This is a genomic window from Streptomyces sp. NPDC030995 (assembly GCF_055571215.1).
In genome coordinates this window covers 245,490-262,253 of record NZ_JBVIFS010000004.1, presented here as the reverse complement: position 1 = coordinate 262,253, position 16,764 = coordinate 245,490, and the positions used below count along the sequence as shown (strand labels likewise).

The following is a 16,764-nucleotide window of genomic DNA, read 5'->3' as shown; positions in this document are numbered from 1 at the left end:
GCGCCCAATTCCCTTGGAAACTCGTCCCGCTGGCACCCGTACGAGTGATCCGCCGGCGCCCGTCAGGTCAGTACGCGAGCCTGCTGCCGCCACCGGGCGCGCCGCTGCTCGCCTCGACCAGCGCGTCCACGACCGCCTCGACCTCGGGCAGCCAGAGCGTGCCGGCACCCTGCGGCAGCGACTTCGCCCGCGGCTCCCGTTCCCAGCGCACCTGGCCCCCGCTGGACGCGGCGGAGGGCGGCAGCAACAAGTAACCACCCTCGCCGTGGAAGCGCAGCGAGGAGGGCACGTGGTCCTTCGCGTACAGGAGTTCGCCGAGCCGCTCCAGCGAGTACGGCGCCACCAGCAGCGACCAGCGGGTCGGCGTGGCCACGATCGGCCCGAGCCGCATGCCTTGCGCGTCCAGTCGTAGGAGGGCCCGCGCGGCCGCGGCGGCCGGCAGGCTCACCGCGCACGGGGCGGCCCCGCCGGTCGCCATCAGAACGGGGGCGGTGGGCCGGTTGGTCCACCACCAGGCCACCATCCGGGGGTCGGTGGTGGCGGCGAGCAGACCCGGGTCGAAGGGGTGCGCGCCGGGAACGACGCAGTCGGGGTCGGGGCAGGCGCATCGCGAGGCGTCCGTGGCGGACCGGCCGACGCCGGGCAGGACGGGCCACTGCCAGGTGGTGGCGCAGGTGAGCGCCGCTTCGAGGAGAGCGGCCGAGCCGCCGCCCTGTCGCGGGGCGGGGCGCAGGGATTGAAAGCGATCGCGGAGCCGCTGGAGACGCCTTCCGAGGATCTCGCGCATGAGCGCTCGTTCCTTTCCGTTGAACGTCGAGGGCCACATCACACCATGTAACCGGTGTCTCACCACACGTACAGGTTTCGCGTCACTGTCCGCCAGAAGCAGGTTCACACGGTTCGTGCAGTTTTCTTACGGGTCCGTCAAACGTCCGGCGGGGGTGCAGCGCGACCCGCTCCGACGGCCGAGACCGGCTGCCGGCGCTAAGGACGACGGCCCGTGTCGGGTGGTTCCCGGCGGCGCCAACTGACCCCCGGCACCACCGAATACGTACCCGACCCCCCTGCGGCACCCGCCCAGTCGACCTTAAAAACCGACTGCTTCCAGCTTTTTCCGGCCAAGTTCTAGCCTTGGCTCGACAGTGAGTTGCCGTCCCACGGACACCAGGATTCCCACCTGGGCAATGCTGGACATGCATCCACGTGTGCGTGTAGATGTGGATTCCTTGATGGCGGCGCAGCACGATCTGGGGGTTTGCGATGCTATTTGGCGAATCGCACCAGGTGGAAAGGCGGACGCCATGAGCGCCCCGCATCTGCCGAAAGTGGCTGGAATCGATCCAGCAGTCACGGTGTCGCCGCACACTGCGGCGCCCACGCCCGCCCGGACCACCCCCGCACCGGCCCCTCCACCCGGCCCGGGCAGCCTCATCCAGGACCGGCTGGCGGGCATGGTCTCGGACCTCACCACCCTCCACGAGCTCACCGAGCGCCTCGCCCGCACCAGTGACCTCGACAGCTCCCTCCACGAGTTCCTGCGCGCCGGAGCCGCACTCGTCGGCGCCCGCCGCGGCCTGATCGTCCTGGAGCCCTCCGACGGGCTCGGCCCCACCTGCACGATCGGCCTCGGCCTGGGCCACGCCGAACTCGGCCACATCGAGACCGTGCCGCGCAGCGCGACCTCCTACGGACGCATCCTCGACGGGCTCCCCGACGCCGAAGGCGGCTCCGAGGTCCTCCCCGAGCCGGACGCACCCCCCGGCACCGGGGGTTTCGCCGCCCCCGTCGACCCCCGCCACCGCGAGGTTGCCGCCCGCCTCGGCTACGCCGCCAGCTACGCGCTCCCGCTGACCGCCGAAGCCACCGGCCGGCTCGGCGCGGCCGTCTGGCTCTACGACGAGCAGGCCGAGCCGAGCGACCGCCAGCGCGACCTCGCCGGGCTGTACGTGCGGCACGCCGCCGAGCACCTGGCCCGGATGCTGGAGGTGGAGCGCTCCCGCACGCGCCTGGCCACCGTCGCCGAGGAACTGCTGCCCAGCCGGCTCCCCCGGATCCCCGGAGTCCAGCTCGCGGCCCGCCACCACACGGGGCCGCGCGGCGGCGGCGACTGGTACGACGCCCTGCCGCTGCCCGAGGGCGCCCTGGGGCTGGCCGTCGGCTCCGTCACCGGATCGGGGCCGAGCGCCGTCGCCGCGATGGGGCGGCTGCGCGCATCGCTGCGCGCCTACGCCGTCATGGAGGGCGAGGACCCCGTAGCGGTCCTGTCCGACCTGGAACTGCTGCTGCGCCTGACCGAGCCGGCGCGCTCGGCCACCGCCCTCTTCGCCTACTGCGAACCCGCGGGGGGCCCGCACGCCGAGGGCCAGGGAGCCAAGATCATCCTCGCGGGCGCCGGGCACACCCCGCCGCTCCTCATCGGCGAGCGCCGCACCGAGTACGTGGAGACCTCCCTCTCCGCCCCGCTCGGCATGCTGTCCTGCTGGGAGGCGCCGAGCGTGGAGATCGAACCCGCGCCCGGAGAAACGGTGCTGCTGTACACCGACGGGCTGCTGCACCACACCGGCGACCCGATGGACCGGGCCTACGCCCGGCTGCACGCGGCGGCCGCGGGGGTGCCCCGTAGCGTCCGCGACGACCCGGCCGCCCTCTGCGACCACATCCTGCGGACCGTGCTGCCCGACGGGGAGCCGACCGACGCCCCCGAGGACATCGTGCTGCTCGCCGCCCGGTTCGAGTGAGCCCGGGCACGTGCGTCGATCGCACCGGGGCGATCGTGACAAAACGCACGATACGAAACACGCACATCCGCACACGCCTACGATGGATGCGGTCCACACCCAGGTCCGTACGGTCGTAGCTGAGGAGAAGACGTGGCTGACGAGCTCACCCCGGAGACCCCGGAAGAAGAGCAGCCCAAGAAGACGCACAAGCAGCGCAAGAACGGTCTGTACCCGGGCGTCAGCGACGAGCTCGCCGAGAACATGCGCACCGGCTGGGCCGACACCGAGCTGCACGGGCTGGAGCCCATCGCGCAGGCCGCGCACACCGCCGCCCGCCGCGCCGCGCTGTCCGCGCGCTTCCCCGGCGAGCGCCTCGTCGTCCCCGCGGGCCGTCTGAAGACCCGCTCGAACGACACCGAGTACCCCTTCCGCGCCTCGACCGAGTACGCGTACCTCACCGGCGACCAGACCGAGAACGGCGTCCTGGTCCTGGAGCCCACCGGGCCGACCGGCCACAAGGCCACCGTCTACCTGCTGCCGCGCTCCGACCGGGAGAACGGCGAGTTCTGGCTGTCCGGCCAGGGCGAGCTGTGGGTCGGCCGCCGCCACTCCCTCACCGAGGCCGAGCAGCTCCTGGGCATCCCCGCCCAGGACGTCCGCGAGCTCGCCGCGGCCCTCACCGAGGCCGAGGGCCCGGTCCGGGCCGTCCGCGGCCACGACTCCCTCATCGAGTCCGCCCTCACCGACAAGGTGACCAAGGAGCGCGACGAGGAGCTGCGCGTCTACCTCTCCGAGGCCCGCGCCGTGAAGGACGCCTTCGAGATCGGCGAGCTGCAGAAGGCCGTCGACTCCACCGTCCGCGGCTTCGAGGACGTCGTGAAGGTCCTCGACAAGGCCGAGGCCACCTCCGAGCGCTACATCGAGGGCACCTTCTTCCTGCGCGCCCGCGTCGAGGGCAACGACGTCGGCTACGGCTCCATCTGCGCCGCCGGCCCGCACGCCTGCACCCTGCACTGGGTCCGCAACGACGGCGACGTCCGCTCCGGCGACCTGCTGCTGCTCGACGCCGGCGTGGAGACCCACACCCTCTACACCGCCGACGTCACGCGCACGCTGCCGATCAACGGCACGTACACCGACATCCAGCGCAAGATCTACGACGCGGTCTACGAGTCCCAGGAAGCCGGCATCGCCGCCGTCAAGCCGGGCGCGAAGTTCCGCGACTTCCACGACGCCTCGCAGCACGTGCTGGCCGAGAAGCTCGTCGAGTGGGGCCTGCTGGAAGGCCCCGTCGAGCGCGTCCTGGAGCTCGGCCTGCAGCGCCGCTGGACCCTCCACGGCACCGGCCACATGCTCGGCATGGACGTCCACGACTGCGCCGCCGCGCGCACCGAGGCGTACGTCGACGGCACGCTGGAGCCGGGCATGTGCCTCACCGTCGAGCCGGGTCTGTACTTCCAGGCCGACGACCTGACCGTGCCCGAGGAGTACCGGGGCATCGGCGTCCGGATCGAGGACGACATCCTGGTCACCGAGGACGGCAACCGGAACATGTCGGCCGGGCTGCCCCGCACCTCGGACGAGGTCGAGGCCTGGATGGCGCGCCTCAAGGGCTGACGCCTCGGCCTGTACCTCTGGCTCGTACGTTCGGGTGGGCGGGATCCTTCACGGGTCCCGCCCATCGGCGTAGCCACGGCCGTTTGCACGGCCGCTGGCCACGGCGCTCGCCAACGCACTTTGATGCGTCGCCTCGCTACGACACCTTCAGGAGCGCGTCCTCGCGCCACTTCAGCATCTTGTCGAAGCTCACCACCGCGCCGCGCCCCGGCCGGTTGCGAAAACGGACGTGGTCGGCGAGCTCCGCGATCAGGTCCAGGCCCCGGCCGTGTTCGGCCAGGGAGGGTCTACGGCGGGCCACCGTCGAGGGCGGGAATCCCGGCCCGGAATCGGTCACCTCGATGCGGCAGCAGTCCCCGTCCAGATAGGCCGTGACGTGGTACGCCTCGGTCTCGTCCGGGATCTCGCCGCCGCCACCGTGCTCCACGGCGTTCGCGCACGCCTCGCTCAGCGCCACCGAGAGATCGAAGGAGATGTCCGGGTCCACCCCCACGGTCTCCATCGTCCCCAGCAGCAGTCGCCTGGCGAGCGGCACGCTCGCGGCGTCGCGCCTCAAGTGGAGAGACCACCAGATGCTCATACGGTTACGTATTGCCGCCCGCGACCGGCCGTAAGCGCCGTGCGGCCGTCCGGGAACCGATTGCCCTCGTTCGGCCGATGCGGCTCTCCCGGAGGGCGGTGTACGCGGCGCGTCCCGGCCCCGATGCGGACCGTCTTCGCAGAGGGGACTCAAGTGGACCTTTAGGACCTGCCGTATGAAGGGCCTAAGCGCAGTGCGATGATGACCCGGCCATGTCTGACCCCCACGCGACGCACGCCGGAGCCGGCCTCCGGCTGATCCGGGCCGCGGTGTTCACCGCGGTCTGTGTCGTGCTGTCCGCGGCCGGGCACGCGCTGGCGTCCTGCGCCACCGTGCCCTGGTGGTCACTCTGCATCGGCTTCCTCGCCGTCTTCGCCGTCGCGGCCCCGCTCGCGGGACGCCGTCGCACGCTGCCCGGCATCGCCGCCGGGCTCACCGCCGGACAACTCGCCCTGCACGCGCTGTTCGGACTCGGCCAGCACGGCGCCGCGGCCGCGCAGGCACCGGCAGGAGCCACCGACAGCTCGCTCGCGGCGCTCGCCGCCCAACTGGTGTGCGGGGGCAACTCCGTACCGCTCAGCCCGGCCGACGCCCGGCGGATCCTGGAGGCCGCCGGCCTGGACCCGGCCGCCCTGGCCCAGCAGGCCGCACAGGCCGGTGAGGCCGGGCAGCTCGCCGCGCAGGGCCACGGCGTGCACGCCCACCTGGCCCAGACCGCCACCGCGGCACCCGCGACCGGCCTGTTCAGCCCGGCCATGCTGCTCGGCCACCTGCTGGCCGCGCTCGCCGCCGGCTGGCTGCTGGGCCGCGGGGACGCCGCGCTCTTCCGGCTCGTCGAACTCTCCCGGCTCTCCGCCGCCGAAGCCGCCCCGATCCGCCCGCTGCGCGCCGCACTGGCCTTCGTACGCGTCCTCGGCGCCGGGCTCCCCGGCACGCCCACCCGGACCTCGCGGGCCCTGCGGACCGGCTGCGAGCCCGCGGCCCGCACCGGCCGGGACGCACTCCAGCACACGGTGATCAGGCGCGGGCCGCCCACGGCCCTCGCCCTCGCAGCCTGACGCGGCACCCTCCTCCCCGGGACACACAGCGGGAGCGCCGGTGCCGCGAACTCCGCGCGCGCCCGTGCGCGGAGCCACCGCCGTCACTGCTTCCGTGGAGTGTTTCTGCCATGAAGACCTCTCGCGTCTCCTTCGCCGCCGCCCTCGCCGCCGGCACCGTCCTCGTCCTCTCCGGCACCGCGTTCGCCCACGTCGGCGTCCAGCCCGGCGAGGCCACCAAGGGCGGCTACACGACGATCAACTTCAAGGTCCCGAACGAGCGCGACAACGCGTCGACCACCCAGCTGGAGGTCAACTTCCCGATCGACCAGCCGCTCTCGTCCGTCATGCCGCAGGACATTCCCGGCTGGACCGTGACGGTCGAGAAGAGCAAGCTCGACAAGCCGCTCACGGTGCACGGCAGGCAGGTCACCGAGGCCGTCACCAAGGTCACGTGGACCGGCGGAAAGATCGAGCCCGGCAAGTTCCAGCAGTTCCCGCTCTCCGTGGGCAAGCTGCCCGAGAACGTCGACCAGATGGTCTTCAAGTCGATCCAGACCTACGACAACGGCGAGGTCGTCCGGTGGATCGAGGAGACCAAGGAAGGCGCCGCGGAACCGCAGAACCCGGCGCCCGTCCTGAAGCTGACCGCCGCGAAGGGCGAGGACCAGCACGGCGCCGGCGCCAAGGGCGACGAGGCGAAGAACGCCGACAAGGACGCCGCGTCCGAGCACGGCTCCGACACCACGGCGCGCGCCCTCGGCATCGCCGGCATCGTCATCGGACTCGGCGGGGTCGCCTTCGGCTTCGCCTCGCGTCGCCGTTCCGCCTGACCTGCCTGACCTGCCTGACCTGCCTCGCGCGCGCCTGCCCTGTGGGCGCCGTCGCTTCGCACATCCGGTACATCCAGTAACTCCCCGATCCCAGGGACATCTCTCCATGCGCACCACACGTGTGACGGTCGCCGCCCTTCTCGCGGCGGCCGCACTCACCCTCACCGCCTGCGGTGGTGAACCCGTCAAGACCGGCTCGGTCACCCAGATCTCCGGCGGCCACGACAACGCCAAGGCCGCGACCGTGCTGGACCGCCCCTTCAACAAGCCGGAGCTCGTCCTCACGGACACCACCGGCAAGCCGTGGAACCTGCGCGAGCAGACCAAGGGCAAGCCGACGCTCATCTACTTCGGCTACACCAACTGCCCCGACGTGTGCCCTCTGACGATGAGCAACATCGCCGTCGCCAAGAAGTCGCTCCCCAAGGCCGACCAGGACAACCTCCGGGTCGTCTTCGTCACCACCGACCCCGAACGGGACACTCCCGAGTCCCTCGGCGCGTGGCTCAAGTCCCAGGACCCGTCCTTCATCGGACTCACCGGGGACTTCGCCACCATCCAGGCCGCCGCACGCACGCTCGGCATCGGCATCGAGGCCGCCAAGAAGGAGGCCGACGGCGGCGTCGTCTCCATGCACGGCGCCCAGGTCATCGCGTTCTCGCCCACGACCGACGAGGGCTACGTCCTCTACGGCGAGGGCACCACCGTCGACGACTACACCAAGGACCTGCCGAAGCTCATCAAGGGAGAGAACCCGTGAACGCCCGCACCACCCGCACCCTCGCCGCCGCCCTCTCCCTGACGGCAGCGCTCGCCATATCCGGCTGCTCGGGCGACAGCAAGCCGAAGATGACCGTCAGCGGCGCCTTCATGCCCCAGCCCGTGAACGACAAGATGGCCGGCGGCTTCATGGTCATCAAGAACGACTCGGCGACCGCCGACAAGCTCACCGGCGCCACCTCCTCGCTCTCCGACGATCTCCAGATCCACGAGACCAAGGACCAGAAGATGCAGCAGGTCCAGTCGATGGACGTGCCCGCGAACGGCGAACTCAAGCTGGAGCGCGGCGGCAACCACATCATGTTCATGGGCCTCAAGAGCACGCCGCAGGTCGGCGACAAGATCACTGTGGAGCTCCGCTTCGAGAAGGCCGGCCCCGTCAAGGTCGAGCTGGACGTGAAGGAACGGACGTACAACGCGCAGGCTCCGACATCCACGGCTGGCAACGGCCACTGACGGACCGAGGAACTGACACGCCATGACGGCCACCGCCCCCGCCCCTTCCACGGCCCGCGTCCGTGCCACGGCAGTCCTGCCACGGCTCGCGCTGGTCCTCGCAGCCCTGCTGGCAACCCTGTTCACCGCGGCCGCACCGGCCACGGCGCACGCCGCCCTCACCGCGAGCGACCCCAAGGACGGGGCGGTGGTCGCCACGGCGCCCGCCCAGGTCACGCTCTCCTTCTCGGAGCAGGTCGCCCTGGGCGACGACTCCATCCGCGTCCTCGACCCCCGGGGCAAACGCGTGGACACCGGCGAGCTGCGCGACATGTGCAGCGGGAACACCATCCGCTACGGCACCGCCCTGCACACCGGCCTGCCCAACGGCACCTACACCGTCGCCTGGCAGGCGGTCTCGGCCGACAGCCACCCGATCTCCGGCGCCTTCACCTTCTCCATCGGCGAGCCCTCGGCCACCGAGGTCACCCTCCCCACCGCGCAGGCGGGCGGCGGACCCGTCGGCATCGCGTACGGGATCGCCCGCTACGCCGCCTACGCCGGCTTCACCGTCCTCGTGGGCGGCTCCGCCTTCATCCTGCTGTGCTGGCGCCGGGGCGCCGCCGAACGGCCGCTGCAGAAGCTCGTCGTGCGCGCCTGGGTCACCCTGACCGCCGCCACGCTCGCGATGCTCGTGCTCCGTACCCCCTACACGGGGTCCGGGAAGTTCGCCGACGCGTTCGACCTCGACGGCCTCAGGGCCGTCCTGGAGACCAAGACCGGCGCCTCACTGATCTCGCGGCTGCTCCTGCTGGGCGCCGCCGCCCTCTTCATCGCGGTCCTCTTCGGCGTGTACGCGCGCCGCCTGCACGACGCCGAGGCCTCCGGACCCGAAAGCGCCGAGGAGGCCAAGGACACCAACGACCTGACCTTCGGCCTGGCCATCGGGGGCGCCGTGGTGTCCGGCGGCATCGCCGCCACCTGGGCCCTCTCCGAGCACGCGTCCACCGGCATCCAGCCCGGCCTCGCCATGCCCGCCGACATCCTGCACCTGCTGGCCGTCGCCACCTGGCTCGGCGGTCTCGCCGCCCTGCTCGTCGCCCTCCACAAGGTGCCCGGGATCGAGCGCGCGGCCGTCCGGCGCTTCTCCAAGGTCGCCTTCGGCAGCGTCCTGGTGCTCGCCGTCACCGGCGTCTACCAGTCCTGGCGCCAGGTGGGCAGCTGGTCCGCCCTCACCGGCACCGACTACGGGCGGCTGCTGCTCGTGAAGGTCGCCCTGGTCGCCGTCCTCATCGGCCTCGGCTACCTGTCCCGGAAGTGGACCGCACGGCTGGCCGATGCCCCTGCGGGCTCGGCCGGGACCGGCGGGCCGGACGCGAAGTCGGGCGCGAAGTCGGGCGCGTCGGAGGATGTTTCACGTGAAACGGGCTCCGATGTTTCACGTGAAACAGAGCCCGTCACCGTGCCGGCGGACCCCGAGCGCGCCGCCCAGCTCGCCCGGCAGCGTGCCGCCCGCGAGAGCGCCCGCGAGAAGCAGGTCCGCGACGCCGACCCGGACCGCGCCGGACTGCGCCGCTCCGTCCTCGCGGAGGCCGGGATCGCGGTGGTCCTGCTCGCCGTCGCCACGGTCCTCACCAGCACCGAGCCCGGGCGCACCGTGGAGCAGGAGGCGGGCCGCGGTTCCGCCGCCACCGCCGTCCCCGACCGCGCCGTCAAGATCACCCTGCCGTTCGACACCGGCGGCCAGAACGGCAAGGGCTCCATCCGGCTCGAACTCGACCCGGGCCGGGTCGGCGCCAACACCCTGCACCTCTGGGCCGACTCCGGCGACGGCAAGCCCTTCGACCTTCCCGAGGTCAAGGTCGCCTTCACCCTCCCCGCCAAGGACGTCGGCCCCCTGCCGGTCGTCCCCGACCTGGCCGCCCCCGGGCACTGGACCGCGTCCGGCGTCCAGTTGCCGCTCGCGGGCGAATGGCGCATCGACGTGACCGTCCGCACCTCCGACATCGACCAGACCACCGTCCAAAAGACCGTGAAGATCGGCTGAACAGCGTGACCGAGAGCAACCCCGACATCGAGATCTCCCGGCGACGGCTGCTGGGCACCGTCGGCGCCGCAGGCGCCGCCGGGCTCGCGCTCGGCGCCGCAGGCGGCGCCCTCGCGCACTCCGCGTTCACCGACTCCGGGAGCGGCTCCACAGCAGGCGCCGCCGGAAGCCTGTCCACCCTCGGCGCCACCCAGGTGGCCTTCCACGGGGACCACCAGGCGGGCATCACCACGCCCCTGCAGGCCAAAGGCCACCTCGTCGCCTTCGATCTCGCCGCCGGGGCGGGCCGTACGGAGGCCGCCGCGCTGCTGCGACGCTGGTCCGACACCGCCCGCCGGCTCATGGCGGGCGAGCCCGCCGCGGCCGCCGACAGCGGGATCGCCCTCGACGCCGGGCCGTCCTCCCTCACCGTGACCTTCGGCTTCGGCCACTCCTTCTTCGAGCGCACCGGCCTCACCGCCCGCCGCCCCGCGGCCCTCGACCCGCTGCCGGACTTCTCCTCCGACCGGCTCGACGCCCAGCGCAGCAACGGCGACCTGTGGGTCCAGATCGGCGCGAACGACGGCCTCGTCGCCTTCCACGCCCTGCGTGCCCTGCAGAAGGACGCGGGGGACGCCGCCCGCGTCCGCTGGCAGATGAACGGCTTCAACCGGTCCCCCGGAGCCACCGGCACCCCGATGACCGCCCGCAACCTCTTCGGCCAGGTCGACGGCACCGGCAACCCGAAGCCCTCGGAGCCCGACTTCGACAAGCGGATCTTCGTCCCCGGCGCCGGGCCGGGGCCCGCCGAGCACGCCTGGATGGCGGGGGGCTCGTACGCCGTCGTCCGGCGCATCCGCATGCTCCTCGACGACTGGGACAAGCAGTCCCTCGCGCAGCAGGAGCAGGTCATCGGCCGGACCAAGGCCACCGGCGCCCCGCTGACCGGAGGCGGCGAGACCACCGAGTTGGCGCTCGACAAGATCGGCGCCGACGGCAAGCCCGTCATCCCGTCCAACGCCCACGCCCGGATCTCCGCCCCCGAGCAGAACGGCGGGGCCGCCATGCTGCGGCGCCCCTTCTCCTTCCACGACGGGATCGGCCCCGACGGCGCTCCCGACGCCGGCCTCCTCTTCGTCTGCTGGCAGGCCGATCCGCTGCGCGGGTTCGTCCCCGTACAGCGCAAGCTCGACCGCGGCGACGCGCTGTCGGAGTTCATCCGGCACGAGTCCAGCGGCCTGTACGCGGTTCCGCCCGGCCCGCGCAGCGGGGAGTACGTGGGACAGCGGCTGCTCGAAGGGTGAACGGCTCCCCGGGGGCGGGCACCCCGGCATTAGGCTGACCGCATGTCGGCCACCCGCTTCACGTATCTCGGTCCCGAGGGCACCTTCACCGAAGCCGCCCTGCGTACGCTCCCGGAAGCCGCCACCCGGGAGCTCGTCCCGATGGTGTCCGTTCCGGCGGCCCTGGACGCCGTGCGCAACGGCGAGGCCGCTGCCGCCCTCGTCCCGATCGAGAACTCGGTGGAGGGCGGGGTCACCGCCACCCTCGACGAGCTGGCCTCGGGCGAGCCGCTGATGATCTACCGCGAGGTGCTGCTGCCCATCGCGTTCGCGCTGCTCGTGCGGCCCGGTACCGCCCTGTCGGACGTCAAGACGGTCACCGGGCACCCGGTCGCCCAGCCGCAGGTGCGCAACTGGCTGCGCGCGAACCTGCCCGACGCGGTGTGGGAGTCGGCCGCCTCGAACGCCGACGGCGCCCGGCTGGTCCAGGAGGGCCGCTTCGACGCCGCCTTCGCGGGCGAGTTCGCCGCCGCCACCTACGGGCTGGTCCCGCTGGTGACCGAGATCCACGACGCGGAGAACGCCGAGACCCGGTTCGTACTGGTGGGACGCCCGGCCCGGCCTGCCGCGCCGACCGGCGCCGACAAGACCTCCGTGGTGCTGTGGCTCGGCGACGACCACCCCGGTGCGCTGCTGGAGCTCCTCCAGGAGTTCGCGGTCCGCGGGGTCAACCTGATGCTCATCCAGTCCCGTCCGACCGGACAGGGCATCGGGAACTACTGCTTCGCCGTCGACGCCGAGGGCCACATCTCCGACCGGCGGGTCAGCGAGGCGCTCATGGGCCTCAAGCGGACCTGCCCGCAGGTCCGCTTCCTCGGCTCCTACCCGCGGGCGGGTGTCGCTCAGAGTGATGTCCGGGCGCCTCGGGCGGGAACCGCCGACGGCGACTTCACGGCCGCCTCCGACTGGCTGGCTCGCTGCCTCGACGGCCGGGCGTAGGGCCTCGTCCACTGTCCACAGAGTTATCCACAGGGCGAGATGCAGACCTGGGGACAAGTCGACAGAGCGGCCTGACAAGGTCGACAAATCGGTCTGAGGGCCCAGGTTTCGCGCTGGGGAGCGGAAGGTGAACGGCGTCACCCCCGTATCGCGGATCAACTCTTTGGGGCGAGTCATTCCCACCCGAATGAGTGTGTGAGGGTGGTTTGAGCCCTGATTCATCTCGACCACCCACCGGTCAGGAATGATCTATTCCTGTGTCCACAGATGCGGCGCACAGCCTGTGGATAAGATGCGGTCCACAGGAATTCCTGTGGACAAGGAACAGCCTCCGGCCCTGCTCAGGGCCTCCCCGCGCGTCGGCATTATGCCCCTTTCCGGGGAATGCGACCGCTTTTATTGACGGCCCGAGAAGGGTCACTTCCGGTCGACCGCCAAGATTTATCCATTCGCCGCAATTGGGACATAGCGACACGCAGCGTGATATCGGTGTGATCCCAGGAACCCCAGCCCGGTAGCCTGGAGGGGTGATTGACCTCCGGCTGCTCCGTGAAGACCCTGACCGTGTCCGCGCCTCGCAGCGCGCTCGTGGAGAGGACGTCGAACTCGTCGACGCACTGCTCTCCGCCGACGAGCGCCGCAGGTCCTCAGGCATGCGCTTCGACGAACTGCGCAATGAGCAGAAGTCTCTCGGCAAGCTCATCCCGAAGGCCTCCCCCGAGGAGCGGGCCGAGCTGCTGAAGAAGGCCGAGCAGCTCAAGCAGGACGTCAAGGCCGCCGAGGCCGAGCAGAACGAGGCCGACGAGGCCGCCAAGCGGCTTCTCCTCCAGCTCGGCAACATCGTCCACGAGGACGTCCCGGTCGGCGGCGAAGAGGACTTCACCGTCCTGGAGACGCACGGCACCATCCGCGACTTCGCCGCCGAGGGCTTCGAGCCCAAGGACCACCTGGAGCTCGGCGAATCGCTGGGCGCCATCGACGTCGAGCGCGGCGCCAAGGTCTCGGGCTCGCGCTTCTACTACCTCACCGGTGTGGGCGCCCTGCTGGAGCTGGCACTGGTCAACGCGGCCATCGCGCAGGCCACCGAGGCCGGCTTCATCCCGATGCTGACCCCGGCGCTGGTCCGCCCGCGTGCCATGGAGGGCACCGGCTTCCTCGGCCAGGCCGCGGAGAATGTCTACCACCTGGAGAAGGACGACTACTACCTGGTCGGCACCTCCGAGGTCCCGCTCGCCGCGTACCACATGGACGAGATCATCGACGCCGAGAAGCTGCCGCTGCGGTACGCCGGCTTCTCCCCGTGCTTCCGCCGGGAGGCCGGTACGTACGGCAAGGACACCCGCGGCATCTTCCGCGTCCACCAGTTCGACAAGGTCGAGATGTTCTCGTACGTCGCACCGGAGGAGGCCGAGGCCGAGCACCAGCGGCTCCTGGAATGGGAGAAGCAGTGGCTGACCAGCCTGGAGCTGCCGTTCCAGGTGATCGACGTCGCCACCGGTGACCTGGGCGCCTCCGCCTCGCGCAAGTTCGACTGCGAGGCGTGGATCCCGACCCAGGGCAAGTACCGCGAGCTGACCTCCGCCTCGAACTGCAACAGCTTCCAGGCCCGCCGCCTGTCGATCCGCTACCGCGACGGCAAGAAGACCCAGCCGCTGTCCACGCTGAACGGCACGCTGTGCGCCGTGCCGCGCACGATCGTCGCGATCCTTGAGAACCACCAGCAGGCCGACGGTTCGGTACGGGTGCCCCAGGCGCTCCGTCCGTACCTCGGCGGCCGCGAGGTCCTGGAGCCGATCAACAAGTGAGCCCGGTCCCGTTCCCGTACAAGCTCGTCGCGACCGATCTCGACGGCACGCTGCTGCGTGGTGACGACACCGTCTCGGAACGCACCCGTGAAGCGCTCGTCGCGGCCACCGCGGCGGGCGCGGCGCACATCGTCGTCACCGGCCGAGCCGTGCCCTGGACCCGGCACGTCCTGGACGATCTCGGCTACAAGGGGATCGCCGTCTGCGGGCAGGGCGCGCAGGTCTACGACGCGGGTGCGCACCGGCTGCTGACCTCGGTGACGCTGGACCGGCAGCTGGCCGGTCTGGCGCTGTCGAAGCTGGAGGCCGAGGTCGGGCCGCTGGCCCTGGCGGCCAGCCGGGACGGGGTGGACGGCGAGGTCCTGTTCGGGCCCGGGTACCAGGTGCAGGAGGGCCTGCCGGCCATATACCTGGACGACACCGCCGCGGTGTGGACGGCTCCGCTGAACAAGCTCTACATCCAGCACCCGGAGCTGGACGAGGACGCGCTCGTCAAGGTCGCCCGGGACACCGTGGGCAGCCTGGTCGACGTCGTCATGGCGGGTCCCGGCATAGTGGAGATCCTGCCGCTGGGCCTGACCAAGGCCACCGGCCTCTCGCTGGCCGCGCGCCGGCTGGGCGTGAAGGCGGCGGACACGATCGCCTTCGGCGACATGCCCAACGACATCCCGATGTTCGGCTGGGCCGCGCACGGGGTGGCGATGGCCAACGCCCACGCGGAGCTCAAGGCCGTGGCCGACGAGGTGACGGCCTCCAACGAGGAGGACGGCATCGCGGTGGTGCTGGAGCGCCTGCTGGGCGCCGCGTAGCGCTTACGACGTACGAGAGGTCCGGGGCAGCCCGCGCCAGATGGCGCGCTCGAAGTGGCTGCCCCGGACCTTTTGTTGCTCCCCGCAGAACTCACTCTGCCCCCGCGGCAATCCCCGTACCAGCGAATTTTCGCGCGTCAGCCGTGGATCCGGCGCCGGCGCCAGTAGGCGACGGTGAGGATGCCCAGAAGCGGACCCCAGAGCAGCAGGGGCACGTAGGACAGGTTGAAGATCCACAGGGCGGGCCCGGTGGGCGCGTCGGGATTCGCGGCGTTGACCTCGTTCCAGGTCCAGGCTCCGAGGACCGTGATGCCGGTGAGTGCGATCGCGCCCAGCGCCGCGGGAACCACCGCCACCAGGGGGTGGAACCGGCGTCCGCCCAGCCCGGGGATCCAGCGGGGCAGCTCCTCGCCCCAAAGCTGGACCAGCCCGAGGCTCAACAGGCCGAGGCACTCCTGCAGGACGCTGACGAAGATCAGGACCAGGGATTCCCGGCCCGGGTAGTACGAGTGGTGCAGATCGCTGCCCGGGCCCCAGCCCATGGGAACGCCCGCCGCGACCACGAGCCGCCACACGCAGCTGGGGAGCACCGTCAGCGAGGCGAGTTTGGCGATCCGACGAAGCCGGGGGGAGACACCGGGCACGGTGTCCGAAGCATGTACGACGGCGTTGGCAGTCATTGTCCAAGTCCTGTCCGGGAGCGACTGGTTGATGGCTCAACCCTGGCCCGGCGGGTCCGCCGAAACCATCCGCCGATCAGCAGGCCTGTGGTGGCGCCGAGTCGGCCGGCTCTGCCGAATGGCAGATGGTCCGACCCGGCGTGCGCTCGTAGGGTCGGCCCCATGACCGTGAACCCCCGTGCCGTGTACGCCCCGTTGCTGGCTTCGGCTGCCGTCGCCGGCACCGCCGCGTCGTTCCTGAACGCGCCCGCGTCATGGGTGCTGCTCTGGGCCTGTCTCCTGCTGCCGCTGATCGGTCTGGTGGCCCGCTGGTCTCCCGCGCGTTCGGGGACCGTCGCGGGCGCCCTGGGCGTGGCGGCCGTCGCACTGTGGCCCGTCCCGCTGGTGTGGGAGACGGGATCGTGGCTGGAGGCCTGCGGGGCGGCGGCGTTCTGGGCGCTGCCCGCCCTCGGGGCCGCGCTGGCCGGCGGTTACCTGCGCCGCCAGGCCGGGCGGGTAGGGCAAGCCGTACGGGATGCGCGGCGCGACCAGCAGTTGGAGTTGGCCCGGGATCTGCACGACTTCGTGGCGCACGACGTGAGCGCCATCGTGGTGCAGGCGCAGGCGGCCCGGTTCGTGGCCCAGCAGGACCCGGAGCAGGCGGTCCGCGCACTGGAGCGGATCGAGGCGGCGGGGCTGAGCGCGCTGGCTTCGATGGACCGGACGGTGCACGCGCTGCAGGAGGCGGCGGGCGGACCGACGACCCCGGTGCCGGGCCTGGCGCAACTGCCGGAGCTGGTGGAGCGGTTCGAGGGCGGGACGCTGGATGCCGACGCGGGGGCGGTACGGGAGCTGTCGCGCGAGGCGGACACCACGGCGTACCGGGTTGCAGTGGAGGCGCTGACGAACGTACGGCGGCACGCGCCGGGGGCGGCCGTGGTCCAGGTCGCCGTACGCCGGGTGGGAGCGGGCACGGAGATCAGCGTGGCCAACTCCGCGCCCGCCCGGGGTGCGAGCGGCCTGCTGGGGCGGATGCGGCGGGGCGGGACGGGGCTGGCGGGTCTGCGCGGACGGGTGGAGGCGGCGGGCGGCACCTTGCGGGCCGGGGCGAGCGGGGACGGCGGCTGGCTGGTTTCCGCGGTGTTCCCCCCGGCGGCCGGCCCACAGGGGTGATCATGGGA

General features: G+C 71.8%; 15 protein-coding genes. 12 read left to right on the top strand and 3 right to left on the bottom strand.

The features are described from left to right. Window positions 1-67: 67 nt before the first annotated feature. Window positions 68-787, bottom strand: a complete 720-nt coding sequence (locus tag ACZ45T_RS09610) for a bifunctional DNA primase/polymerase (protein WP_468439185.1) — start codon at window positions 785-787, stop codon at window positions 68-70. Between the two features lie 397 nt (window positions 788-1,184). Between ACZ45T_RS09610 and ACZ45T_RS09605 the strand changes: the two genes are divergently transcribed. Together ACZ45T_RS09605 and ACZ45T_RS09600 are read left to right on the top strand one after the other, a co-directional pair. Continuing rightward, complete coding sequence (locus ACZ45T_RS09605; RefSeq protein WP_468439183.1) at window positions 1,185-2,738, top strand: PP2C family protein-serine/threonine phosphatase; 1,554 nt, start codon at window positions 1,185-1,187, stop codon at window positions 2,736-2,738. Window positions 2,739-2,870: 132 nt separating this feature from the next. After that, the gene (locus tag ACZ45T_RS09600) at window positions 2,871-4,337 is read left to right on the top strand and encodes an aminopeptidase P family protein (protein ID WP_468439181.1); all 1,467 of its coding nucleotides are present in this window, start codon (window positions 2,871-2,873) and stop codon (window positions 4,335-4,337) included. A gap of 136 nt (window positions 4,338-4,473) precedes the next feature. Here ACZ45T_RS09600 and ACZ45T_RS09595 read toward each other — a convergent pair whose 3' ends face one another. Continuing rightward, window positions 4,474-4,917 carry an ATP-binding protein gene (locus ACZ45T_RS09595; RefSeq protein WP_468439179.1) on the bottom strand — a complete coding sequence of 148 codons (444 nt, stop codon included), beginning with the start codon at window positions 4,915-4,917 and terminating at the stop codon, window positions 4,474-4,476. Window positions 4,918-5,129: 212 nt separating this feature from the next. Here ACZ45T_RS09595 and ACZ45T_RS09590 point away from each other — a divergent pair, with 212 nt between their 5' ends. From ACZ45T_RS09590 to ACZ45T_RS09550, 9 genes are all read left to right on the top strand, one after another. Then, window positions 5,130-5,975 (top strand): hypothetical protein, encoded by an 846-nt coding sequence (locus tag ACZ45T_RS09590; protein ID WP_468439177.1) that lies wholly within the window; start codon window positions 5,130-5,132, stop codon window positions 5,973-5,975. 110 nt (window positions 5,976-6,085) lie between these two features. After that, entirely contained in the window at window positions 6,086-6,787 is a 702-nt protein-coding gene (locus tag ACZ45T_RS09585; RefSeq protein ID WP_468439175.1) for a YcnI family copper-binding membrane protein, read from the top strand. A gap of 106 nt (window positions 6,788-6,893) precedes the next feature. Further along, window positions 6,894-7,547 carry an SCO family protein gene (locus ACZ45T_RS09580; protein ID WP_468439173.1) on the top strand — a complete coding sequence of 218 codons (654 nt, stop codon included), beginning with the start codon at window positions 6,894-6,896 and terminating at the stop codon, window positions 7,545-7,547. Further along, the gene (locus ACZ45T_RS09575) at window positions 7,544-8,023 is read left to right on the top strand and encodes a copper chaperone PCu(A)C (RefSeq protein ID WP_468439171.1); all 480 of its coding nucleotides are present in this window, start codon (window positions 7,544-7,546) and stop codon (window positions 8,021-8,023) included. The genes ACZ45T_RS09580 and ACZ45T_RS09575 overlap by 4 nt, the downstream gene beginning before the upstream one ends. A 22-nt stretch (window positions 8,024-8,045) precedes the next feature. Next, window positions 8,046-10,049, top strand: coding sequence for a copper resistance CopC/CopD family protein (locus ACZ45T_RS09570; RefSeq protein WP_468439169.1), 2,004 nt, complete (start codon window positions 8,046-8,048; stop codon window positions 10,047-10,049). A gap of 5 nt (window positions 10,050-10,054) precedes the next feature. After that, on the top strand, window positions 10,055-11,332 hold the full coding sequence (gene efeB, locus ACZ45T_RS09565) for an iron uptake transporter deferrochelatase/peroxidase subunit (RefSeq protein WP_468439167.1): 1,278 nt from the start codon (window positions 10,055-10,057) through the stop codon (window positions 11,330-11,332). A gap of 42 nt (window positions 11,333-11,374) precedes the next feature. Then, window positions 11,375-12,310, top strand: a complete 936-nt coding sequence (gene pheA / locus ACZ45T_RS09560; protein ID WP_468439165.1) for a prephenate dehydratase — start codon at window positions 11,375-11,377, stop codon at window positions 12,308-12,310. A 527-nt stretch (window positions 12,311-12,837) separates the two neighbouring features. Then, complete coding sequence (gene serS, locus ACZ45T_RS09555) at window positions 12,838-14,115, top strand: serine--tRNA ligase (protein ID WP_468439163.1); 1,278 nt, start codon at window positions 12,838-12,840, stop codon at window positions 14,113-14,115. Further along, window positions 14,112-14,924 (top strand): HAD family hydrolase, encoded by an 813-nt coding sequence (locus tag ACZ45T_RS09550; RefSeq protein ID WP_468439161.1) that lies wholly within the window; start codon window positions 14,112-14,114, stop codon window positions 14,922-14,924. Before serS ends, ACZ45T_RS09550 begins: the two co-directional genes overlap by 4 nt. A gap of 137 nt (window positions 14,925-15,061) precedes the next feature. On the opposite strand, the gene ACZ45T_RS09545 is transcribed toward ACZ45T_RS09550, so the two are convergent. Next, the gene (locus ACZ45T_RS09545) at window positions 15,062-15,604 is read right to left on the bottom strand and encodes a hypothetical protein (RefSeq protein WP_468439159.1); all 543 of its coding nucleotides are present in this window, start codon (window positions 15,602-15,604) and stop codon (window positions 15,062-15,064) included. 162 nt (window positions 15,605-15,766) lie between these two features. Here ACZ45T_RS09545 and ACZ45T_RS09540 point away from each other — a divergent pair, with 162 nt between their 5' ends. Further along, window positions 15,767-16,756: a sensor histidine kinase gene (locus ACZ45T_RS09540; protein WP_468439157.1), complete on the top strand. Its 990-nt coding sequence runs from the start codon at window positions 15,767-15,769 to the stop codon at window positions 16,754-16,756. Window positions 16,757-16,764: the final 8 nt, after the last annotated feature.

Excerpts from the sequence above, each read along its gene's own strand:
- ACZ45T_RS09610 (WP_468439185.1), bottom strand. The coding sequence starts at position 787 with ATGCGCGAGATCCTCGGAAGGCGTCTCCAGCGGCTCCGCGATCGCTTT.
- ACZ45T_RS09595 (WP_468439179.1), bottom strand. The coding sequence starts at position 4,917 with ATGAGCATCTGGTGGTCTCTCCACTTGAGGCGCGACGCCGCGAGCGTG.
- ACZ45T_RS09540 (WP_468439157.1), top strand. The coding sequence starts at position 15,767 with ATGACCGTGAACCCCCGTGCCGTGTACGCCCCGTTGCTGGCTTCGGCT.
- pheA (WP_468439165.1), top strand. The coding sequence starts at position 11,375 with ATGTCGGCCACCCGCTTCACGTATCTCGGTCCCGAGGGCACCTTCACC.
- ACZ45T_RS09590 (WP_468439177.1), top strand. The coding sequence starts at position 5,130 with ATGTCTGACCCCCACGCGACGCACGCCGGAGCCGGCCTCCGGCTGATC.
- ACZ45T_RS09580 (WP_468439173.1), top strand. The coding sequence starts at position 6,894 with ATGCGCACCACACGTGTGACGGTCGCCGCCCTTCTCGCGGCGGCCGCA.
- ACZ45T_RS09545 (WP_468439159.1), bottom strand. The coding sequence starts at position 15,604 with ATGACTGCCAACGCCGTCGTACATGCTTCGGACACCGTGCCCGGTGTC.
- ACZ45T_RS09605 (WP_468439183.1), top strand. The coding sequence starts at position 1,185 with ATGCTGGACATGCATCCACGTGTGCGTGTAGATGTGGATTCCTTGATG.
- ACZ45T_RS09570 (WP_468439169.1), top strand. The coding sequence starts at position 8,046 with ATGACGGCCACCGCCCCCGCCCCTTCCACGGCCCGCGTCCGTGCCACG.
- ACZ45T_RS09585 (WP_468439175.1), top strand. The coding sequence starts at position 6,086 with ATGAAGACCTCTCGCGTCTCCTTCGCCGCCGCCCTCGCCGCCGGCACC.